This is a genomic window from Halomonas sp. (assembly GCF_029263665.1).
Taxonomy (GTDB): domain Bacteria; phylum Pseudomonadota; class Gammaproteobacteria; order Pseudomonadales; family Halomonadaceae; genus Halomonas.
The window spans coordinates 1-20,250 of the sequence record NZ_JAJUFQ010000017.1 but is presented as its reverse complement, the minus strand read 5'-3'; the positions used below and the strand labels follow the sequence as shown (position 1 = coordinate 20,250).

Annotated in this window: 17 protein-coding genes; 15 read left to right on the top strand and 2 right to left on the bottom strand. The window is 58.1% G+C overall.

Annotated elements, in window-relative coordinates:
- Nucleotides 1–4: 4 nt before the first annotated feature.
- Nucleotides 5–1,327: a sodium ion-translocating decarboxylase subunit beta gene (locus tag Q1K07_RS15275; protein WP_300312661.1), complete on the top strand. Its 1,323-nt coding sequence runs from the start codon at nt 5–7 to the stop codon at nt 1,325–1,327.
- A gap of 345 nt (nt 1,328–1,672) precedes the next feature.
- Nucleotides 1,673–3,514 (top strand): lysophospholipid acyltransferase family protein, encoded by a 1,842-nt coding sequence (locus Q1K07_RS15270; RefSeq protein WP_300312659.1) that lies wholly within the window; start codon nt 1,673–1,675, stop codon nt 3,512–3,514.
- On the opposite strand, the gene Q1K07_RS15265 is transcribed toward Q1K07_RS15270, so the two are convergent.
- Nucleotides 3,480–4,100 (bottom strand): YigZ family protein, encoded by a 621-nt coding sequence (locus tag Q1K07_RS15265; RefSeq protein WP_300312656.1) that lies wholly within the window; start codon nt 4,098–4,100, stop codon nt 3,480–3,482. The two genes, Q1K07_RS15270 and Q1K07_RS15265, sit on opposite strands and share 35 nt — an antisense overlap.
- On the bottom strand, nt 4,100–4,660 hold the full coding sequence (locus tag Q1K07_RS15260) for a LexA family transcriptional regulator (RefSeq protein WP_300312653.1): 561 nt from the start codon (nt 4,658–4,660) through the stop codon (nt 4,100–4,102). Before Q1K07_RS15260 ends, Q1K07_RS15265 begins: the two co-directional genes overlap by 1 nt.
- Nucleotides 4,661–4,872: 212 nt before the next feature.
- Here Q1K07_RS15260 and ccmA point away from each other — a divergent pair, with 212 nt between their 5' ends.
- The 13 genes from ccmA (at nt 4,873) to Q1K07_RS15195 (ending at nt 19,986) form a co-directional block, all read left to right on the top strand.
- Entirely contained in the window at nt 4,873–5,535 is a 663-nt protein-coding gene (ccmA, locus tag Q1K07_RS15255) for a cytochrome c biogenesis heme-transporting ATPase CcmA (protein ID WP_300312651.1), read from the top strand.
- Entirely contained in the window at nt 5,532–6,251 is a 720-nt protein-coding gene (gene ccmB, locus Q1K07_RS15250; protein WP_300312648.1) for a heme exporter protein CcmB, read from the top strand. Before ccmA ends, ccmB begins: the two co-directional genes overlap by 4 nt.
- 16 nt (nt 6,252–6,267) lie before the next feature.
- On the top strand, nt 6,268–7,008 hold the full coding sequence (locus Q1K07_RS15245) for a heme ABC transporter permease (protein ID WP_300312645.1): 741 nt from the start codon (nt 6,268–6,270) through the stop codon (nt 7,006–7,008).
- The gene (gene ccmD, locus Q1K07_RS15240; RefSeq protein WP_300312643.1) at nt 7,008–7,286 is read left to right on the top strand and encodes a heme exporter protein CcmD; all 279 of its coding nucleotides are present in this window, start codon (nt 7,008–7,010) and stop codon (nt 7,284–7,286) included. The genes Q1K07_RS15245 and ccmD overlap by 1 nt, the downstream gene beginning before the upstream one ends.
- Entirely contained in the window at nt 7,276–7,749 is a 474-nt protein-coding gene (ccmE, locus tag Q1K07_RS15235; protein ID WP_300312641.1) for a cytochrome c maturation protein CcmE, read from the top strand. Before ccmD ends, ccmE begins: the two co-directional genes overlap by 11 nt.
- Nucleotides 7,746–9,752 carry a heme lyase CcmF/NrfE family subunit gene (locus Q1K07_RS15230; RefSeq protein WP_300312639.1) on the top strand — a complete coding sequence of 669 codons (2,007 nt, stop codon included), beginning with the start codon at nt 7,746–7,748 and terminating at the stop codon, nt 9,750–9,752. The genes ccmE and Q1K07_RS15230 overlap by 4 nt, the downstream gene beginning before the upstream one ends.
- A complete protein-coding gene (locus Q1K07_RS15225) occupies nt 9,749–10,297 on the top strand; it encodes a DsbE family thiol:disulfide interchange protein (protein WP_300312637.1) in 549 nt (182 codons plus the stop codon). The genes Q1K07_RS15230 and Q1K07_RS15225 overlap by 4 nt, the downstream gene beginning before the upstream one ends.
- A 23-nt stretch (nt 10,298–10,320) precedes the next feature.
- The gene (locus tag Q1K07_RS15220; RefSeq protein ID WP_300312904.1) at nt 10,321–10,806 is read left to right on the top strand and encodes a cytochrome c-type biogenesis protein; all 486 of its coding nucleotides are present in this window, start codon (nt 10,321–10,323) and stop codon (nt 10,804–10,806) included.
- Nucleotides 10,803–12,041, top strand: a complete 1,239-nt coding sequence (gene ccmI, locus Q1K07_RS15215; RefSeq protein ID WP_300312634.1) for a c-type cytochrome biogenesis protein CcmI — start codon at nt 10,803–10,805, stop codon at nt 12,039–12,041. The genes Q1K07_RS15220 and ccmI overlap by 4 nt, the downstream gene beginning before the upstream one ends.
- A 3-nt stretch (nt 12,042–12,044) precedes the next feature.
- The gene (smc, locus tag Q1K07_RS15210; RefSeq protein ID WP_300312631.1) at nt 12,045–15,539 is read left to right on the top strand and encodes a chromosome segregation protein SMC; all 3,495 of its coding nucleotides are present in this window, start codon (nt 12,045–12,047) and stop codon (nt 15,537–15,539) included.
- Nucleotides 15,540–15,762: 223 nt separating this feature from the next.
- Nucleotides 15,763–17,538: a cell division protein ZipA gene (gene zipA, locus Q1K07_RS15205; RefSeq protein WP_300312628.1), complete on the top strand. Its 1,776-nt coding sequence runs from the start codon at nt 15,763–15,765 to the stop codon at nt 17,536–17,538.
- A gap of 109 nt (nt 17,539–17,647) precedes the next feature.
- Nucleotides 17,648–19,717, top strand: coding sequence for an NAD-dependent DNA ligase LigA (ligA, locus tag Q1K07_RS15200; protein WP_300312625.1), 2,070 nt, complete (start codon nt 17,648–17,650; stop codon nt 19,715–19,717).
- Complete coding sequence (locus Q1K07_RS15195) at nt 19,714–19,986, top strand: YheU family protein (protein ID WP_300312622.1); 273 nt, start codon at nt 19,714–19,716, stop codon at nt 19,984–19,986. The genes ligA and Q1K07_RS15195 overlap by 4 nt, the downstream gene beginning before the upstream one ends.
- Nucleotides 19,987–20,250: the final 264 nt, after the last annotated feature.

Sequence of the window (20,250 nt, the reverse complement as noted above, 5' to 3'; positions counted from 1 at the left end):
TTTCATGGAGAAGATTCTGACACTCTGGTACGGCTCCGGACTGTATAACCTGAGTCTCGGCCAGGCGGTGATGATTGTGGTGGGACTGTTGCTGCTGTGGCTTGCCATCGCCAAGCGGTTCGAGCCGCTATTGCTGGTGCCCATCGGGTTTGGCGGCATCCTGGCCAATATCCCCGAGGCGGGGCTTGCCATGTCAGCTGCAGAGCAGGCAGCTCACCTGGGCAATTCAGCGCTGCTTCAGCAGTTGGCCCAGACTCTGGGAGTCGCGCTACCGGGCGGTGCTGATATGGAAAGCTGGCGGCATGCGGTAGGCGAAGCATTGCATGCGGATATTTCTCCCGCCTTGCTGCGCGCTGCCAATGACCAGGCCATGGATGCGGGGTATGCGCATGGCATGCTGTATCAGTTCTACAGCGTTGCCATTGCATCGGGCATTGCACCTCTGGTGATCTTCATGGGCGTCGGGGCCATGACGGATTTCGGTCCCTTGCTGGCCAACCCTCGCACGCTGTTCCTTGGTGCTGCGGCTCAGTTTGGCATATTTGCGACCTTGCTGGGTGCAGTGGTCCTGACCAGCATGGGCTGGATGGACTTCTCGCTCAAGCAGGCGGCTGCCATCGGCATTATCGGTGGTGCGGATGGCCCGACGTCAATCTATGTGTCCAGCTTGCTGGCACCGGAGCTGCTGGGTGCCATCGCGGTGGCATCATACTCCTACATGGCTCTGGTGCCGTTGATTCAGCCGCCGATCATGCGCGCTCTGACATCTGCCAAGGAGCGTGAAATCGTCATGACCCAGCTGCGCCCGGTCTCCAAGGTCGAGAAGATTCTGTTTCCACTGGTCTTGCTGATTCTGGTCGTGCTGTTCTTGCCTGATGCCGCACCCTTGCTGGGCATGTTCTGCTTTGGCAACCTGATGCGTGAATGTGGTGTGGTCGAGCGGCTTTCCGATACGGCTCAGAATGCGCTGATTAATACGGTGACTATTTTTCTCGGTCTGTCCGTCGGTTCGAAACTGATGGCCGAGCGTTTCCTGGCAGTGGAGACACTGGGGATTCTCGGCCTCGGTATCGTTGCCTTTGGTATCGGTACGGCCAGTGGTGTGCTGATGGCCAAGCTGCTCAATGCTGTCAGCAAGCATCCGATCAATCCATTGATCGGCTCTGCCGGAGTTTCGGCGGTACCAATGGCGGCGCGGGTATCGAACAAGATCGGCCTGGAATCCAACCCCCATAACTTCCTGTTGATGCATGCCATGGGGCCCAATGTGGCTGGTGTCATTGGTTCGGCGGTAGCTGCAGGAGTGATGATCAAGTACCTGGGGTAAGTTTGTCCTGTAATGACCGGTGCCCTGCTCTCCGGAGGGTGCCGGTCAGGTTGCTTATAAACGAGCTATAAGCTGTAAGTTTTAAGCTGCAAGTAACCCCGCCCCCCATTCTTGTCGATGATCCACAGAGCGGCACTGGACTGCTCGTGACTCGCAGTTCGACACTCGCGGCTTACGGCTTACGGCTTACGGCTTACGGCTTACGGCTTACGGCTTACGGCTTACGGCTTACGGCTTACGGCTTACGGCTCGCATCGCACTGTCATTTCTCCGTCCTGGTCTGGCCATCTAACTGTCATGAGCCCGCCCTAGTCTGGCCATATTGCCAAACAGGGGGGTGGGGGCATGATCGATATCGAAGGAGCGCTGCGGGCCAAGGCGCCGAGTGTCAAACGCTGGCCCGCCTGGTGCCGCGGCCTGCTGGTCGCGGCGCTCAAACGCCTGGTCCATGAGCAGGAGATCAATGATTTTCTCGTCCGTCATCAGCGTGCTGGTGGGCTCGAATTCATTGACCGTGTCCTGGAACACCTCAACTTCGGCTACACCCTGTCTTCCAAGGAGCGCGACAATATTCCGGTGGCCGGCCGGGTAGTGATCGTTGCCAATCATCCTTTGGGTGCCTTGGACGGGCTGGCACTGGTGCGCATGGTGGCAGACGTGCGTCCCGACGTGAAGATCGTAGCCAATGACCTGTTACTGCAGATCGAGCCCCTGGCTTCACGCCTGCTGCCGGTGGACAACTTGTCACGAAGGGGGTTTCGCAAGAGCCTGCAGGGTATTGTGGATGCTCTGGACGCTGAACAGGCCGTGATTGTCTTTCCTGCTGGCGAGGTGTCTCGAGCCAGCCCCTCGGGCATCAAGGATGGCAAATGGTTGTCCGGCTTTCTGCATGCCGCGCGCAAGACCAATGCCCCCATCGTGCCGGTGCATGTGGGAGGGCGTAATACCAGCCTTTTCTATTCCCTGGCCTGGCTGTATTCACCGCTGGGCACTCTGTTGCTTCCCAATGAGATGTTTCACCAGAAGGGCCGCCAGATTGCTCTCAAGGTAGGTGGTTCCATCACCCTGGAGCGCTTCGATCGCGATGATCTGAGTGTACCGTCCAAGCTCAAGTTGTTGCGCAAGCATGTTTATCGCCTGGGCAAGGGCAAGAAGGGGGTGTTCGTCGGTGAGTCAGGTATTGCTCACCCGGAGAAGCGTCAGCAATTGCGCGAGGAACTGGCCGGTGCCGAACATCTTGGTGCAACGCCGGATGGCAAGCAGATACTGTTGTTTGATTATCAGCCTGATTCTGCGGTGATGCGTGAGATAGGTCGTTTGCGCGAGATTGCCTTTCGTCGTGTAGGCGAGGGCACGGGCTTCAAGCGTGACCTGGATGAATATGACGAGCATTATCGCCATCTGATCCTGTGGGATGACAAGGACCTGGAGATTGCCGGTGCCTACCGCCTGGGAGAAGTCGGGCGAATCCTTGATGCCAAGGGCATTTCAGGGCTGTACAGCGCTACCATATTCCATCTCGAATCGGCGCCGATGAGTGAGTGGCGCAACGGGCTGGAGCTGGGACGCAGCTTCGTTCAGCCGCGTTACTGGGGGAGGCGAAGCCTGGATTACCTGTGGCTCGGGCTTGGTGCATACCTGCGTGCGCACCCCGAGGTCCGCTGGTTGTTCGGCCCTGTGACCATACCCAACCATATGCCGCCATTGGCCAAGGAGTTGTTGGTCAGCTACTACCGTCATTACCATGGAGATGGTGAGTACGCCATTCGTCCCAAGGCTCCATGCCAGTTGTCTGCTGCCGGAAGACACGAAGCTGAGCGGCTGTTTGTCGGCACTAGCCGACGCGAGGACTTTGTACGTCTCAAGGAGGCTCTGCAATCCATGGGAGCCGGGGTTCCAGCGCTATACAAGCAATATGTGGAAGTGGCCGAAGAAGGTGGTGTGCGTTTCCATGCCTTTGGTGTGGACACCGGCTTCAGTTACTGCATTGATGGTTTGGTTGCAGTGGATGTGGCACGCCTGAAACCGGAAAAGCGGGCTCGCTATATCGGAGATGCTGCCGCCGTACCGGCACGGAATCTCCGGAAGGATTCGGTTGTTGAGGAAACTTCCTCCAAGGCGAATACGGCCAGGCTCCAGGCTGATGTGCTCGTCACTCATCCGGCTGGAGCTGCAGCCGCCCCTTGAGGCGTGAGGTCAGGGTCGTCAGATCGACGCTATCATCCCGTGGCCAGCCGAGGGTAAGCACGACGCCCTCGGCGCCATAGTCTGCATCATCAATGCAGATATCACGCTGCCGGCACCAGTCACGGGTTTCCGCTTCACCAGCGAAATCGATACGAATTCTGACTGGCTTGCGTTCTGTCTCTTCCCGACGGGGCACTTCAGCCAAGGCAGTGACTACGGCTTGGGTATAGGCCCGAGCCAACCCTCCTGTGCCAAGCTTGACCCCTCCAAAATAGCGCGTCACCACGGCGGCTACCTGGCCGATGCCATCGCCACTGAGCGCCTGGAACATTGGGCGACCGGCTGTGCCGCCGGGCTCGCCATCATCGGAAAAACCGATATTCACCTGTTCCCCGGGAGGGCCAGCGATGAAGGCCGTGCAATGATGAGAGGCATTGGGGTGCGTTTTTCGCGCTTCAGCCAGCAGTTGGTCAAAAGCGGCAATATCCGGCGCATGGGCTAGCCAGGTGATGAAACGGCTGCGTTCAATTTCTATCTCACTCTCGAACCAGGCATCGGCTGCCAGGTCCGGTACCGGGTATCGCATCAGGCAGCCATCTCCGCCTGTCGGGCCACGCCCATGACCAGACCCAGAACGCGAATATCACTGTTCTTCAAGTAGATAGGGGGCATGCTGGTATTGGCGGGCTGTAGACGCACGCCACTCTTTTCGATATACAGCTTTTTCAGGGTGACCTCCTGGTCATTGATCATCACAACAGCAGTTTCGCCGTTCTCGGCGCTTTCCTGGCGTTCGATGATGATCACATCTCCATCGAAGATATTGCAATCGATCATGGAGTCTCCGCGTACCTGGAGGGCATAGGTATTGCGCCGGACCATGCGCGAAGGAACTCGCAGTGTGCGGTCGTCGCTGCATGCTTCGATGGGCAATCCTGCGGAGACGTGCCCGGTCAAGGGTATCTCCACCATGCCATCAATATCGTCGCTAGCCTCGATCTGGGCCCAGCTTTCGGCAATGGGCAGATTGGGCAGGCGTTCCAGGAAAAGCGTTGTCGTTGTACAGGCTGTCTCGTCTGTACGGGTCGTTCCAGCTGCGCTGATTGTTTTCGCTGTGCTTGTTGCTGCGACTGTTGCATTGGTCATGGCGCTTGGTCTCCCTGCGGCAAAAACCTGTCGATACATACAGTGTTTTGACGAAGCATAGCAGTGTCTGAAAAAGGCGCAAGCCTGATCGATGAATCTTCATGCTTATGCTTCTTGTGGTGGGTAGCTCGGTATGACCAATCCGTGTAAAGTCGATTGCGTATTTGGAAAAACTTTTTATATTCGTCTCGGGGCTTGCGAGAGGGTGTGTTTTGAGTCTGTGTCTGGAAGCCCGACAACTCGCCTGTGAGCGTGATGGGCGTTGGCTGTTTCAAGGTCTGGACCTGCGACTTTCCGGTGGCGAGGTGCTGCGTGTAGAAGGCCCCAACGGTAGTGGCAAGACGACCTTGCTTAAGATCCTGTGTGGTCAGATCAGCGACATGGAAGGTGAGGTACTGTGGCAGGGAAAGCCCCTGCGACGTGCCCGGGCCGAGCTGTTGAGTAATCTGCTCTATATCGGGCATGCGCCGGCCATCAAGAAGAGCCTGACAGCGCTCGAAAACCTGCGTTGGTATCAGGCCATGGCAGCAGAGCCGATATCCATGGATGCTTGCGAGCAAGCACTGGAAAGGGTTGGATTGATCGGCTTCGAGGATATCCCCTGCAGCCAGCTTTCTGCCGGCCAGCAACGTCGGGTGGCGTTGGCACGCCTGGAGTTATCGCCACGGGCCCTATGGGTACTGGATGAGCCCTTCACTGCCATTGATGTCTCCGGTGTGGCCATTCTCGAGCAACGCCTGGTGGAGCATGCGCATCGAGGAGGCGCCGTATTGGTGACGACGCATCATGCCTTGTCTAACATTCCTGACCTGCAGCGCCTCCATCTGGGGCAATATCAGGAGGCTTGTACGCAGGGTGGGGTAGCGACAGCATGATGCAACTTCGTCCGCTTGATGTCGTCAAAGCCAACGGCGAAGGGTTATGGCAGGCATTACTGACTACGGCTCGGCGTGATCTGCTGGTCATGGCTCGGCGGCCAGGCGATGTGCTGACGCCACTGGTTTTCTTTGCCATGGTCATCACCTTGTTTCCTCTGGGGATTTCTCCGGATCCAGAGCGATTGTCACTGATTGCGCCAGGCGTGCTGTGGGTTGCTGCGCTGCTATCGGCATTGCTCTCCCTGGATGGTCTGTTTCGCAGCGACTATGACGATGGCACTCTCGAACAACTGTTGCTTTCGCCGCATCCGCTTGCTGTTCTGGTTCTTGCCAAGGTGCTGGTGCATTGGTTGGTTACGGGGCTGCCGCTGGCACTGATGGCGCCATTACTCGGCGTGATGATGGCGTTGCCACAGGGGAGTTTCGTCGCCTTGATGGCATCCTTGGCTCTGGGAAGTGCCTGCATCAGCCTGATCGGGGCTATCGGAGCAGCACTCACCGTGGGGTTGGCCAGAGGAGGTATGCTTCTGGCCTTATTGGTGTTGCCCTTGTTCATGCCGGTGCTGATCTTTGGCACGGGTGCTATTGGTACAGCTGTCTCAGGCGGGGTGTGGCTATCTCATCTGGCGATTCTTGGAGCGATGCTGGCACTGGCGCTGATGCTGGCACCTGTCGCCATTGCCGCTTCGCTGCGCATCAGTCTTCATGGTTAAACAACAAGAGGCTCTTATGTGGACTTTTGTGCACAAGCTAGGTTCACCACCCTGGTGTTATGCCATTTCAGGCCGTCTATCTCCCTGGTGCTGGGCAATGGCGTTGATGCTGATTATCGTTGGCAGCCTCTGGGGCCTGGCTTATGCGCCAGCGGATTATCAGCAAGGCAACAGTTTTCGCATCATCTATATTCACGTGCCAGCGGCTTTTCTCGCTCAGACTATCTTCGTTGCCATGGCCGCAGCAGGATTGGTCTTCATGGTATGGAAGATCAAGGTGGCTGATATGGCCGCGGCCATGATGGCTCCGTTGGGAGCCTTGATGACCTTTATCGCCTTGATGAGTGGCTCGATCTGGGGCAAGCCAACCTGGGGCACATGGTGGCAATGGGATGCCCGTCTGACGTCGATGCTGATTCTGCTGTTCCTGTATGGCGGTGTGATCCTGATCCGCAGTGCCTTTCCGCGATTGGAAAGTGGAGCCAAGGCCGCATCGGTACTGACCATGGTCGGAGTGATCAACATTCCCATCATCAAGTACTCGGTGGAATGGTGGAATACGTTGCACCAGCCAGCCAGCTTCACCATCACTGAACGCCCAGCCATGCCGATGGAGATGTGGCTGCCGCTGCTGATCATGGTGCTGGGCTTTTATGTCTTGTTCATTGCCTGGACGTTGACTCGACTGCGTAGCGAGATCCTGCGCAGAGAGAGGCACAAGCGCTGGGTGCGAGACTTGTTCGAGAGGGCGGGTTGATGGCTTTCGACTCACTGGCTGAGCTCCTTGCCATGGGGCGCCATGGTCCGTATGTATGGAGTGCCTGGGGCATAAGTCTGGGGCTTCTTGGCTTGAGCCTGCTACTGGTGTGGCGGGAAAGCCGCCAGGTACGACGCATGTTACGCCGTCAGTTGAAAAGGGAAGTCGCCGCCCAGTCGGAGTGGGCAGAAGGAACAGGTGCTGGCGCTGTGTCTAGGAAGCTGAATGAAAGTCGCGATGGCAGTGCTGCGGAGAGGGTAGAAAAAAATGAGAGCTAAGCGGCGCAATCGCTTGTTGTTGATCGTAGGGCTCGTTGCCTTGTGCGGGGTGGCGATCGGACTGACGCTGTATGCCTTGCGCAGCAATATCAATCTGTTTTTCAGCCCGGTACAGATCGCTTCCGGAGAGGCGCCTGTCGAGCGTCAGATTCGTGCCGGAGGGATGGTCAAGAAAGGCAGTGTGGAGCGCTCGTCGGAGGGCCTGCAGGTCAGCTTCGTGATTACTGACTACGTCGATGATGTGACGGTGCATTACAGCGGCATCCTGCCCGATCTGTTCCGCGAAGGACAGGGAGTGGTAGTGGTCGGTAAGCTCAATGACAAGCAAGAACTCAATGCAGATCAGGTGCTGGCCAAGCATGATGAGAACTACATGCCCCCGGAAGTGGCCGAGGCCTTGAAACGTTCGGGATATGAGCCCGAAGACTACAAGAAAATGGCGACCAGTGGCGAGGCTCCATGATCGAGATGATTCCTGAAGTTGGTCATTATGCTCTGATCATTGCCTTGTTGATGGCCGCCGTGCAGGCCGTCATGCCCTTGGCCGGGGCGGCTACCCGGCGTCCATTATGGATGGCTTATGCCTGGCCAATGGCAACGGGACAGTTCCTGTTTCTCTTGCTGGCCTATGGTTGTCTGACGGCCAGCTATCTACTCGATGATTTCAGTGTCATCAACGTGGCCAACAACGCCAATTCCATGCTGCCCTGGTATTACAAGTTCAGTGCCGTATGGGGCAACCATGAAGGCTCCGTGTTGTTGTGGAGCTTGATTCTGTCCGCCTGGACCTATGCCGTCAGCCGCTTTTCCCGTGGCCTGCCGCCGGATATGGTGGCGCGCGTGCTGGGCGTGATGGGACTAGTCAGTCTTGGTTTCCTGGCCTTTGTGCTGTTTACTTCCAACCCTTTCGATCGTTCGTTACCTGATGTGCCTATGGATGGCGCCGACCTCAATCCTCTGCTGCAGGATTTTGGCCTGATCGTGCACCCTCCCATGCTGTATACCGGCTATGTCGGGTTCAGCGTCGTATTTGCCTTTGCCATTGCGGCATTGCTAAGTGGCCGCCTGGATGCTGCCTGGACACGCTGGGTCCGCCCCTGGACCAATATCGCCTGGGCTTTCCTCACGGTGGGTATTGCCCTGGGTAGCTGGTGGGCCTATTACGAGCTGGGCTGGGGAGGCTGGTGGTTCTGGGATCCGGTGGAAAACGCTTCACTGCTGCCTTGGCTTGCCGGCACAGCCTTGATTCACTCCCTGGCTGTGACCGAAAAGCGTGGAACCTTCAAGAGCTGGACGGTGTTGCTGGCGATCATGACGTTCTCGTTGTCGCTGCTGGGGACCTTCCTGGTTCGTTCCGGTGTGCTGACTTCCGTTCACGCCTTTGCCAACGACCCGGCTCGGGGCTTGTTTGTCCTGGTCCTGCTCGGGATCACCGTGGGGGCATCGTTGCTGCTGTTTGCACTGCGTGCGCCACGCGTCAGCCGCCCAGGTGCCTTCACTTGGCTGTCGCGAGATGCCTTGTTGCTGGTCAACAACATCCTGCTGGTGGTGATGACGGTCACGGTATTGCTCGGGACTATCTACCCGTTGATTCTCGATGCCATGAAGCTGGGCAAGATCAGTGTCGGACCGCCTTACTTCAATGCGCTGTTCGTGCCATTGACCGTGATCCTGTGTATTTTCATGGGCCTTGGCCCGGTGGCCCGGTGGAAACGCATGGCGGGGCGCGAGCTACTTGCTCGCCTATGGCTGTCGGGGCTCGTGGCTTTGTTGATTGCGGCCGTACTACCGCTGGTCTATCACGGCGAATGGGATCTCAAAGTATCCATCGGCCTGGCCATTGCATTGTGGCTGGTGCTCTCTCTCATGCGCGACCTGTGGGACAAGAGTGCTCGCAGTGATTCGCGTTGGACAGGCATGAAAGCGTTGACCCCGGCTTACTGGGGAATGGTTCTTGGACACCTGGGGCTGGCGGTGACGATTATCGGCGTGACACTGGTCTCCAATTACTCCGTCGAACGCAATGTCCGCATGGCGGAGGGGGATAGTGTCGATATCAGTGGTATCCACTTCACCATGTCCCATCTCGAAGAGCGCCGAGGCCCCAACTATATCGCCGAGGTGGCGACAGTGCAGGTCCGTCGTGATGGCGAAAATAGTGCGACCAGTTTTGTGATGACTCCGGAAAAGCGCCTGTATATTGCCCGAGGCATGCCCATGACCCAGGTAGCCTTGCGTCCTGGCCTGTTCCACGATCTTTATGTCGCCATGGGAGAAGATCTGGGGGATGGCAGCTGGGCGCTGCGAATTCAGATCAAGCCTTTCGTGCGCTGGCTGTGGTTGGGGGCACTGTTGATGGCAGCCGGTGGTTTGATTGCCGTGGTTGATCGGCGTTACCGGCGCAAGCTGGCGGATCGCCAGGCCCAGACAGACATAGCCCAGGTTCGAGAGGAGGCAACGGTATGAAGCGACGCCTGATGCTGCTGTTGCCCCTGCTGGTATTCCTCGTACTTGGAGTGCTCCTCTTTCGAGGCCTCTCGATTAACCCATCAGAGCGGGATTCGGCCCTGATCGCACGCGACTTTCCGGCCTTCGAGCTTTCCACCTTGAGCGAGCCGCAGCGCATCGTCGATCAAGGGCTGTTCAAGGGAAAAGTCACGCTGGTCAATGTGTGGGGCTCCTGGTGCCCGACATGCCGTCAGGAAATGCCTCAACTGCTTGCCCTGGCCAAGCAGGGCGTGCGCCTGGTCGGCGTCGATTACAAGGAGGAAGGGGCCACCGAGGAAGAAAGACGCAGAAAGGGGGAAAACTTCCTGCGGCAGTTCGGTAATCCATTCGAGGTCAATGTGTTCGATCCTGAAGGAACGCTTGGCTTTGATCTCGGTGTCTATGGTGCGCCAGAGAGCTTTCTGGTCGATGCCGACGGCGTCATTCGTTATCACCATACGGGCTATATCACTGCGGAAGATGTTCGCAGGGTGATCTTGCCGGAGGTGGAAAAATGGCGTTGAGACATATCTCCTCTCTCGCTCTGATGGCCATTCTGACACTATACCTGGCTGGTACGGCGGGAAGTGCGTTGGCCGCCATCGAGGTGCGGACCTTCGATGACCCGGTCATGGAACAGCGCTTCGACGACCTGTCGGCCACATTGCGCTGCCCCAAGTGCGAGAATCAAGCCATCGGTGACTCCAACTCACCGATTGCCGCGGATATGCGCGAGAGGGTCTATCAGCAGCTTCAGGAGGGGCGCTCGGACAAGGAAATCATCGACTTCATGGTCCAGCGCTTCGGCGACTATGTGCTTTACAATCCTCGCCTTGAAGGGCGTACGTTGCTGCTGTGGGGGCTGCCTGGCGCCTTGGTGCTGGTAGGGGCCTTGGTGGTGGCCGTATTGATCCGTTCACGCCGCAATGCGCGAGCTGGGGAGCTGTCCGACGAAGAGAGGCGCCGCTTGGATGCTCTGATTGAAATGGATGATATGGCTGGAGAGCGGCATTCTCACAAGGAGGGCAAATGATCGAACTTTGGATTGTCTTTGCCCTGTTGCTGATGCCGGCGGCCTGGTTGTTGATGTTGCCTCTGAGGCGTAGCGGAAGTGTCGCGCGGGCACAGCAGGCAGTAGAAGCACGAGATGATGTTACCGCACAGAACGTGGCTATCTATCGCCGCAGGGAGGCTTCTCTGGAAGCGGCCCACGCGCGCGGGGACATCAATGCCGAGCGCTTTGCCGAGGATTTGCGCGAACTGCAACGCAGCCTGCTCGATGATGCTTCTCAGCAAGAAAAATCGTCCTTGAAGGGCGCCACTTCCGGCAAGCTTGCCGTGCCTCTGGTTCTGCTGGCGGTGATCGTGGCGAGTCTGTTCTGGTACCACGAAAAGGGGGCCGCGGGAAATCTGGCCTTGTATCAGACCATCGAACAGGCCCGCCAGAATGGAGACTCTGTCGAGCTTGTGACAGCCCTTGAACAGCAGGCCAAACAGCAACCGGATAATCCTCAGGTCTGGCGCACACTGTATCCGCTATACCGTGATGGAGGCCAACTGGAACAGGCTCGCCATGCCTTGCAGCAGTTGATTTCCCTGGATGGTCGCCATCCGTGGTGGCTGGCGGAACTGGCCCAGTTGGAATATTTCCAGCAGGGACGTCAGTTGACGCCTGAAGTCCAGGCCCTGGTCGATGAAGTCCTGGCCCAGAATGCCAATGAGCCTACCGTGATGGGACTGCTTGGCATCGATGCCTTCGAGCATGAAGACTTTGACAATGCTATCGATTATTGGCGGCGTGCTCTGGCGGCTGACCTTCCCCCAGCGGTGGCCGGCGCCATGCGCGAAGGTATTGCTGTTGCCCAGGCAAGGATTGCTGCGGTCTCCAGTGGCAGTGACAAGACAATGGATTCTGCTGCCAACATACAGGTGCACTTGTCCCTGGCGAATGGCATCGGGGCAGACCTACCGGCAGACACGTCGGTATTCGTGGTCGCGCGAGACAGCGAAGGACGCCTACCGCCGCTGGCCATTCGCCGGGTGAGCTTGGGTGAGTTGCCATTGACCCTATCCCTTGGTGTGAACGATGCCATGTCGCCGATGGCCAGCCTTGCCGATGCCCAGGAGGTACGCCTGGTGGCTCGTGTCTCTCGCTCTGGGCAGGCCCAGCCGCAGCCTGGAGACCTATGGGGAGAGCAACAAAAGGTTGCAGTCTCCGACGTAGATGCGGATCCTGTCGCGCTTACGATTGATCGAGTGGTTGAGTAGCCCATGCGTCTGACGTCGATCCGCATGTCAGGATTCAAGTCTTTTGTCGACCCGGTGACGGTGCCCTTCGATGGCAATATGACTGCCATCGTCGGCCCCAATGGTTGCGGCAAGTCCAATACCATTGATGCGGTGCGCTGGGTGATGGGGGAGTCGTCGGCCAAGACCTTGCGTGGCGAGTCGATGACCGACGTCATCTTCAATGGCTCGACCGGACGTAAACCGGTAGGCATGGCTTCCGTGGAGCTGGTGTTCGACAATCGCGATGGCTCCATGGGCGGAGCCTACGCCCAGTACGCCGAAATTTCGGTCAAGCGCCAGGTTACCAGAGACGCTCAGTCCAACTATTTCTTCAACGGCCAGAAGTGCCGCCGCCGTGATATTGCGGACCTCTTTCTAGGGACCGGTCTGGGGCCGCGTTCCTATGCCATCATCGGCCAGGGCATGATCTCCCGGTTGATCGAAGCGCGACCAGAAGATCTGCGCTCGACCCTGGAAGAAGCCGCCGGCATTTCCAAGTACAAGGAGCGCCGCCGCGAAACGGAAAATCGCATGCGCCGCACCCAGGAGAACCTGGACCGTCTAGAGGATATCCGGGAAGAACTGGACAAGCAGCTCGAACGCCTGCGCCGTCAGGCTGAGGCGGCCAAACGCTATCAGACGCTCAAGACAGAAGAGCACCGGGTCAAGGGCGAGCTTGCCCTGTTACGTGGCAGGGCTCTGCGAGCCACTCAGGGTGAACAGGAAAGCCGAGTTGCTGAGCTGGAAACCGCTGTCGAACGAGAGATCCTTGGCATGCGTCAATGTGAGACGCGCCTTGAAGAGGCGCGCTCCGAGCACGACGGCCTGGCCCAGGAACTGGATACTCGCCAGTCAAGCTTCTATGAGACCACCACGGCTATTGCTCGGATCGAGCAAGAGCTTGAACATTCCCGTTCGCGTGATCAGCAACTAGCCCGTGACCTGGAAAGTGCCCGCCGTGAACTCGAGGAACTGGCACGGCTGGGAGAGGACGATGACCAGCGCTTGATGCGTCTGGAAGAGCGTCTGGAAACCCTGGGGCCGGAGCAGGAAGAACTGGCTGAGCAACTGGCTGAGCTGGAGGCCGCTCTTGAAGAAGCCGAACCGGCGGTGGAAGAAGCTGACGCCGAGTGGGAAGCTTTCAATGAGCGTTGGCGCTCCGATAGCCTGGCCGCAGAACGTAGCCAGGACCGGCTGCGTGAGCTGGAAAGCCGCCTTGAAAGGGTGGCGGCCGAGCGTGCCAAGCGTCGCCAGCAGTTGGATGAGTTGCCCGATATTGCAGGGCTTTCGGCCCAGCGCGATGAGGTCAAGGAGCGCCTGGCCGCTTGTGATGAGCGCAAGGAGACCTTGGAGGAACGCCGTGAACAGCTTGCTGGTCAGCGTGAGCAAGGCCGGCAGACACTCAGTGAACATGATGCCAACCGTGAACATGAGCGCTCACGGCGCAGTGCCCTGCAAGGAGAAATATCGTCTCTCGAGGCATTGGTAGAGGCGGCCTTGGCTGAACACGATGAGGGGCTTGATCGCCATTTGAGCGAACATGGCCTGGGTGAGTCGCCACGTTTGGGTGAGAGCCTGTCCGTGGATAACGGTTGGGAAGAAGTGGTTTCCTGGGTTCTGGCGCCGTGGCTCAAGGCTCGGCTGACATCGCTGTCGCAGGTACGTGAGGCGCTGAGCCCCGAGTTGCAGGCCGAGTTGGTGCTACTCGATCACGCAGGTGTTTCGGCCCCTGCCGATAGCCTGGCGGTCAAGGTGTCTGGCGCAGGAGCCGCCGGAGAATGGCTGGCGGGTATTCGCTGTGCCGAGTCGCGAGAGCAGGCCTGGGAGCTGCGCAGTGAGCTGGCAGCAGGACAGAGCCTTATCACTACCGATGGGTTGTGGCTTGGTCGTGGCTGGGTACGTCAGCGCGGTGCCGGAGAAGGTCCCGATGCTTTACTGGTCAGCCGCCGTCGCCTGGAAGAAGCCTCCGAGGAACTCGCCGAGGTAGAAGCGCGCCTGGAACTGCTCGAGGAGCAGCGTGATCAGGCGGTCGCTCGGGTTGAATCTGCTGAGGAAACCCTTGAGCAGTTGCGTCTGGAAGAGCGTGAACTGGACCAGGAACGTCAGCAGCTGGCGGTTCAGGATAGTGGACTGGCAAGCCGTCTGGAGCACCTGTCGAGTCGAGGCGCCGAGATCCACGAAGAGCTGGAGAGTCTGGCTGAAGCTGATGAAGAGGCCAGGCTTGCCATCGAGGAAATGCGCGAGCAATGGCAGGCGGCCATGAGCCGCCTGGAAGAAGGCGCCGAGATTCGCGAGCGGCTTGAACGTCAACGCACAGAGGCACGTGAGCGGTTGATGTCCTTGCGTACCCGCCAGCGTCCCCTGAGTGAGCGGGCACAGCAACTGACTCTGGAACACCAGCGTTTGACCACGGAACGTGCTGGTCTGGCCGAACAGCAGGGGCGGGCAGGCGATACTCGAACCCGTCTCGAGGAACGCATTGCTGAATTGGAGGAAACCCGCGAAGGCCTGCAGGAGCCGGGCGAAGAGCGTCGCGAGCAACTCGACGAACTGCTCTATCGGCGTGAGCGGGAAGAACGGGATCTTAATGAAGCACGCGCCAGGGCGGCAGCACTGGTCGAGCGTCTGCGCGATGATGAACACGCTCGCCAGGGACACGAGAGACAACTGGAAGGCATTCGAGAGCGCTTGCAGGAAGCCCGTATGCAGGTTCAAGCGTTGGCGTTGAAAGCAGAAAGCCAGGATGAGCAGCTAAAGGAACTGGGCCATGATGCTGATCTGCTCGGCGAAGGACTGGATCCCAACGCTACCGAATCTGCCTGGCAGACTCGCCTGGAGGAGCTGGGAGACAAGATTCGACGCCTGGGCGCGATCAATCTGGCGGCCATCGAAGAGTACGAGCAGCAGGCCGAGCGTCGCGATTACCTGCAGGCCCAACAGGCTGAATTGAACGAGGCGTTGGAAACCCTGGACAAGGCGATTCGGCGTATCGACCAAGAGACGCGGACACGTTTTCGTGACACCTTCGAGCGGGTCAATGCCGGTCTTCAGTCTCTTTTTCCGCGGGTCTTTGGTGGTGGAACCGCATGGTTGACGCTGACAGGAGAGGATTTGCTCGAGACCGGCGTGGCGATCATGGCACGACCTCCTGGCAAGAAGAACAGCACGATTCATTTGCTTTCGGGGGGAGAAAAAGCCCTTACTGCGTTGTCACTAGTATTTGCGATCTTCCAATTGAACCCGGCACCGTTCTGCATGTTGGACGAAGTTGATGCTCCTCTGGATGATGCCAATGTTGGTCGTTACGCAAAGTTGGTGAAAGAAATGTCAGAGAGCGTTCAGTTCATCTATATCACCCATAACAAGATTGCCATGGAAGCTGCAGAGCGATTGATGGGGGTGACAATGCAGGAGCCAGGTGTGTCACGTTTGGTGTCTGTGGATGTGGATGAGGCCGCAGCTCTTGCCGAGGCGTGACGTGTTTGAGATGCTGTAAAGAAATGTTTGCTAAACAGCGATAATATTGCAAAGCAAAGAAAGCAGAGGGAGTTGGAAGGGCGAATGCGAAGGGCATTGTTGAGAAGACCGGTAAAAAAATCGGCGCTTGACAAACAAAAAAGTGGCCCTTTTTTTCGCGATCACGCTATGCTATTGACGAATAACCTTCAGGCATGGCGCCTTAGCAAAGGCATGACGACCCATGGAACTTAGAGAGTGGCTGATCATTCTGGGGCTGGCACTGGTGACACTCATCGTGATTGATGGGGTTCGTCGCCTGCAGCGTCAGCGTCGCACTCCCCGCTTGGATGCAGTGGGGATGGATGTCTCAAACGGTGTAGACGCCGGTGAGCGTACCAGCATGTCTGGTAGCGGAGCCGGTGAGGAAACCGTCGATGAAGACACCAATTGGGAGTTGCCCAATGGAGGGGCGCGCGTCGTCAGACCCGCTGAAGCCACCTCCCGGCCGCAACAGAAACCCAAGCTGGAACGTCAGGAGCACCCGGGGCCTTCCCGTGTGCTGCATGAGTTCCGGCAGGCTCAGAAGAGCCACGCGCAGAGTCAAGGCGCGGAAGGCGGGAGCCGGGTGGAAAAGCCGCGTGTGCGTCTGGAACCTGGCACCACGTCTTTTGGGAGCTTCTCTGGAACAACACCGGCGCCTCAAGAAGCCAGGGCCGAGGTTGATCAGGTCGAGCCCGCTAAGGCGTCTACAGAGACCAAGGCGTCTACAGAGACTGTTGCATCTTCCGGGACGTCAACTGCTTCCTCCGACTTGCAAGCGCCAGTGGCAGACGCGCTCAGCAACAATAAGGCCGAGTCGGTGACAACTGAGACTGATGGCCCCGTCAAGTCTGAAGCCGGACAGACAGGAACTGGCAAGGACAAACGTACTGAACCGGTACTGGGTGACGGCGATGCAAGTGATGTTGTCGCTGAAGCTTCCGAGCACGAGCCGTTGGTTGCTGATCCGGCTGACCATGATGATTTCGACGAAGATCAATATCGCCTGGTCGATTTCGAAGGAATCGGCGATTCCATGAAGTCCCGCTCCCGCAAGGTTGGCTCTTCCATGCAGCGTTTCAGTGCTTCCATGAAGAAGAACCTGGCCGAGCGGCGCGAGCACAAGCGGGTCGAGCGAGAGCGTCGCCAGCAGTTGAAAGCAGAGAAAGCTGCCGAAGCAGCTCGCCTGGCTGAGCAGAAGGCTGCGGAAAAAGCAGCAGCCAAGGAAGCTCAGGCAGCAGCAGCGCCTTCCTTTGATGATAACGATCCGCTGTTTTCACCACGCCGCGAACCAAATGCGGATCGTGGGCAGTATGCAGAGCCACCGTTGAGCACTGCAGGGCCTGTCCATGAAACCATGGGTGACATGGCAGGTTATGACTACAACGAGGTTCGTGAAGACTTCACTGCTGACGACGCGATGGAGCCTGCCAGGGATGAACCGAATTACAGCAAGGTTCGGACGCATCCTGTACTGGAAAAGGTCCTGCGCCATGATGTCAAGGCTGAACATGCTCGCGATGCCCTGAGCAACGCCGAGGAAATCATCGTCATCAGTGTGATGTCGCGCGATGAAAATGGTTTCCCGGGCTCTACGCTGCTGGAGCTGATGATGGCCTGCGGCCTACGCTATAGCCGCGATATGGGTATCTTCCATCGCTTCGAGACGGCAGATGCTGACAGTGCGCTGCAATTCTCCATGGTCAATGTACTCAAGCCGGGGACTTTCCCGATTGAAGCCATGGATGAATTCTCCACGCCAGGTGTCACTCTGTTGATGCCATTGCCAAGTGCCAATGACACATCTGCGGCTTTCGAAGCCATGGTCGAAACGGCAATGGTCATCGTTCGTCACCTGGGTGGTGAACTGAAGGATGAGAATCGCAGTGTGATGACGGCCCAGACGGTAGAATTTGCCCGCCAGCGGGTTCAGGAGTTCGAACGTCGCCATCGTCTGCATCGTTATCAGGCGAATTGATCGGCCTTGATGTTTTTTCCGCCTGAGAAAACAACCCCATGGAAACATGGGGTTGTTTTCATTCTGGGGTAGAATGGCCAGCGCTCAACCCGTCTCGCTGAAGGTTCCCATGACCACCGACGCTTCGATCCTCGACGAAACCAACCGGCTGCGCGCCGAACTCAATGACGCCAATTATCGTTACTATGTGCTCGATGATCCGCTGCTGACCGATGCCGAGTACGATCGTCGGCTGCGTCGCCTGCAGGAACTGGAGGAAAAGCACCCTGAGCTGGTGACAGCAGATTCCCCGACGCAGAGGGTTGGCGCTCAACCTGCCGATGGTTTTCCTCAGGTAACCCATGCCATTCCCATGTTGTCGCTGGACAATGCGTTCAGCGAGGATGAGCTGCGTGCCTTTGTCGAGCGTGTGGCGGAGCGGCTGGAAGTTGATCCTGAATCCCTGGTGTTCAGCTGTGAGCCCAAGCTCGACGGAGCAGCGGTGTCTCTGGTCTACGAAAATGGGACGCTGGTCAGTGGGGCGACACGGGGAGATGGACGTACCGGAGAGGGCATCCTGTCCAATTTGAAGACACTGCGTTCCATTCCTTTGCAGTTACGTGGCGAGAATGTGCCTGCCCTGGTAGAAGCCAGGGGAGAAGTCATCATGAGCCACGCGGGTTTCGAGGCCATGAACGAACGCGCTCGAGAGCAGGATGGAAAAGTCTTTGCCAACCCCCGCAATGCTGCTGCCGGCAGCTTGCGTCAGCTCGACCCGAAGATGACAGCGACCCGTCCGCTGGAATTTTCCGGCTATCAACTTGCCCGCCTTGAGCCGCAGATGGGCGATGAAACACATAGCCAACTGATGCAGCGTCTGGCATCGCTTGGTATCCCGGTCAGTCGCGAACTGAAGGTGGTCAAAGGAGCGAAGGGGGTCATTGACTATTGCCATCATCTTGGCGAGCGCCGTGATGGACTCGGCTACGACATCGATGGTGCGGTGATCAAGGTTGATGATCTTCGCCTGCAGCGGGAACTGGGCTTTGTCGCCCGCGCGCCGCGCTGGGCCATTGCCTTCAAGTTTCCCGCCCAGGAGCAGACCACGCGTCTCAATGATGTGGAATTTCAGGTTGGCCGTACCGGCGCTATCACTCCAGTGGCGCGCCTGGAGCCTGTCAATGTGGCAGGTGTGACAGTATCCAATGCGACCTTGCACAATGCCGATGAGATTGAACGTCTTGGGGTGATGATTGGCGACACTGTTGCCATCCGCCGGGCAGGTGATGTCATTCCCCAGGTTGTGCGGGTGATCGAGGATGAGCGTCCGGCAGACGCGCGCCCCATCGTATTTCCTGCCCGCTGTCCCGTGTGTGACTCGGAAATCGAGCGTGTCGAGGGCGAAGCAGTGGCGCGCTGTTCCGGTGGTCTGTATTGCGCAGCCCAACGCAAGGAAGCGCTCAAGCATTTCGCCAGCCGGCGTGCCATGGATATCGATGGGCTTGGGGTCAAGTTGATCGATGTACTGGTCGACCGCGAGATGGTAACGACGCCAGCGGACCTGTTCCTCCTTTCGGCTGAACAACTGGCTGAGTTGCCGCGCATGGCCGAGAAGTCAGCCAATAATCTGGTGGTAGCATTGGACAAGGCGCGAGGCACGACGTTGGCGCGTTTCGTCTTTGCCCTGGGGATTCGAGAGGTAGGCGAAGCCACCGCAGCTAACCTGGCGGCTCACTTCGGCACTCTGGAGGCGCTCATGCAAGCCGAGCGTGAGACGTTGGAACAGGTCAATGATGTAGGGCCGATCGTGGCGGCCCATGTGGCGACGTTCTTTCAACAAGAGCACAACATCGAAACGATCAAGGCCCTGGTCGAAGCGGGTGTACACTGGGATGAAACCGTGATCAAGCAAAGGGCGACGCCCTTGGAAGGCCAGACCTGGGTGCTGACTGGGACACTGGAAAGCATGACCCGGGACGAAGGCAAGACGAGGCTTCAGGCATTGGGTGCCAAGGTCGCGGGTAGCGTATCGAAGAAAACCAGTTGCCTGGTGGCGGGTCCTGGAGCGGGTAGCAAGCTGACCAAGGCCGAGCAGGCGGGCGTACCCGTCATTGACGAGGAGACGTTTCTTGTCCGCCTTGCCGAGTGGGAAGCCATGCCAGCCGGGGACGAAGAAGATGATGGAGCAAGTGACGCATGAGCCGTTTTATCGAAGTCCCCTACCGCATGCTGCCAGCCGAAACCCTCGATGCCTTGCTTGAGACATTCGTCACTCGCCAGGGGTATGACACCACCGACACGGGAAGCGGCATGAGCGGCTGGGTCGCCGAGCTCAAGGTTCAGCTTGAACGCAGTGAACTGATCATTGCCCATGACCTCAAGACCGAATCCACCGAGGTATTGACCCTGGCCCAGTGGCGGGCCTTCGGTCGCGACCTGGCGGACGATGAGGAAGAGGGGGATGTGTAAGCTGTAAGCGATAAGCTTTAAGCCATGAGCTAAGGCACCAAATGAAAGCCCCTGCAGTTCAAGCTGCAGGGGCTTTCTCGTGAGATGTCATGTGTTGCATGGAGCCAGGCCACGACAGGATACTGCTGGCTTACCGCTTACCGCTTACCGCTTACCGCTTACCGCTTACCGCTTACCGCTTACCGCTTACCGCTTACCGCTTACCGCTTACCGCTTACCGCTTACCGCTTACCGCTTACCGCTTACCGCTTACCGCTTACCGCT

Excerpts from the sequence above, each read along its gene's own strand:
- Q1K07_RS15275 (WP_300312661.1), top strand. The coding sequence starts at position 5 with ATGGAGAAGATTCTGACACTCTGGTACGGCTCCGGACTGTATAACCTG.
- Q1K07_RS15270 (WP_300312659.1), top strand. The coding sequence starts at position 1,673 with ATGATCGATATCGAAGGAGCGCTGCGGGCCAAGGCGCCGAGTGTCAAA.
- Q1K07_RS15265 (WP_300312656.1), bottom strand. The coding sequence starts at position 4,100 with ATGCGATACCCGGTACCGGACCTGGCAGCCGATGCCTGGTTCGAGAGT.
- Q1K07_RS15260 (WP_300312653.1), bottom strand. The coding sequence starts at position 4,660 with ATGACCAATGCAACAGTCGCAGCAACAAGCACAGCGAAAACAATCAGC.
- ccmB (WP_300312648.1), top strand. The coding sequence starts at position 5,532 with ATGATGCAACTTCGTCCGCTTGATGTCGTCAAAGCCAACGGCGAAGGG.
- Q1K07_RS15245 (WP_300312645.1), top strand. The coding sequence starts at position 6,268 with ATGTGGACTTTTGTGCACAAGCTAGGTTCACCACCCTGGTGTTATGCC.
- ccmD (WP_300312643.1), top strand. The coding sequence starts at position 7,008 with ATGGCTTTCGACTCACTGGCTGAGCTCCTTGCCATGGGGCGCCATGGT.
- ccmE (WP_300312641.1), top strand. The coding sequence starts at position 7,276 with ATGAGAGCTAAGCGGCGCAATCGCTTGTTGTTGATCGTAGGGCTCGTT.
- Q1K07_RS15230 (WP_300312639.1), top strand. The coding sequence starts at position 7,746 with ATGATCGAGATGATTCCTGAAGTTGGTCATTATGCTCTGATCATTGCC.
- Q1K07_RS15225 (WP_300312637.1), top strand. The coding sequence starts at position 9,749 with ATGAAGCGACGCCTGATGCTGCTGTTGCCCCTGCTGGTATTCCTCGTA.
- Q1K07_RS15220 (WP_300312904.1), top strand. The coding sequence starts at position 10,321 with ATGGCCATTCTGACACTATACCTGGCTGGTACGGCGGGAAGTGCGTTG.
- ccmI (WP_300312634.1), top strand. The coding sequence starts at position 10,803 with ATGATCGAACTTTGGATTGTCTTTGCCCTGTTGCTGATGCCGGCGGCC.
- smc (WP_300312631.1), top strand. The coding sequence starts at position 12,045 with ATGCGTCTGACGTCGATCCGCATGTCAGGATTCAAGTCTTTTGTCGAC.
- zipA (WP_300312628.1), top strand. The coding sequence starts at position 15,763 with ATGGAACTTAGAGAGTGGCTGATCATTCTGGGGCTGGCACTGGTGACA.
- ligA (WP_300312625.1), top strand. The coding sequence starts at position 17,648 with ATGACCACCGACGCTTCGATCCTCGACGAAACCAACCGGCTGCGCGCC.
- Q1K07_RS15195 (WP_300312622.1), top strand. The coding sequence starts at position 19,714 with ATGAGCCGTTTTATCGAAGTCCCCTACCGCATGCTGCCAGCCGAAACC.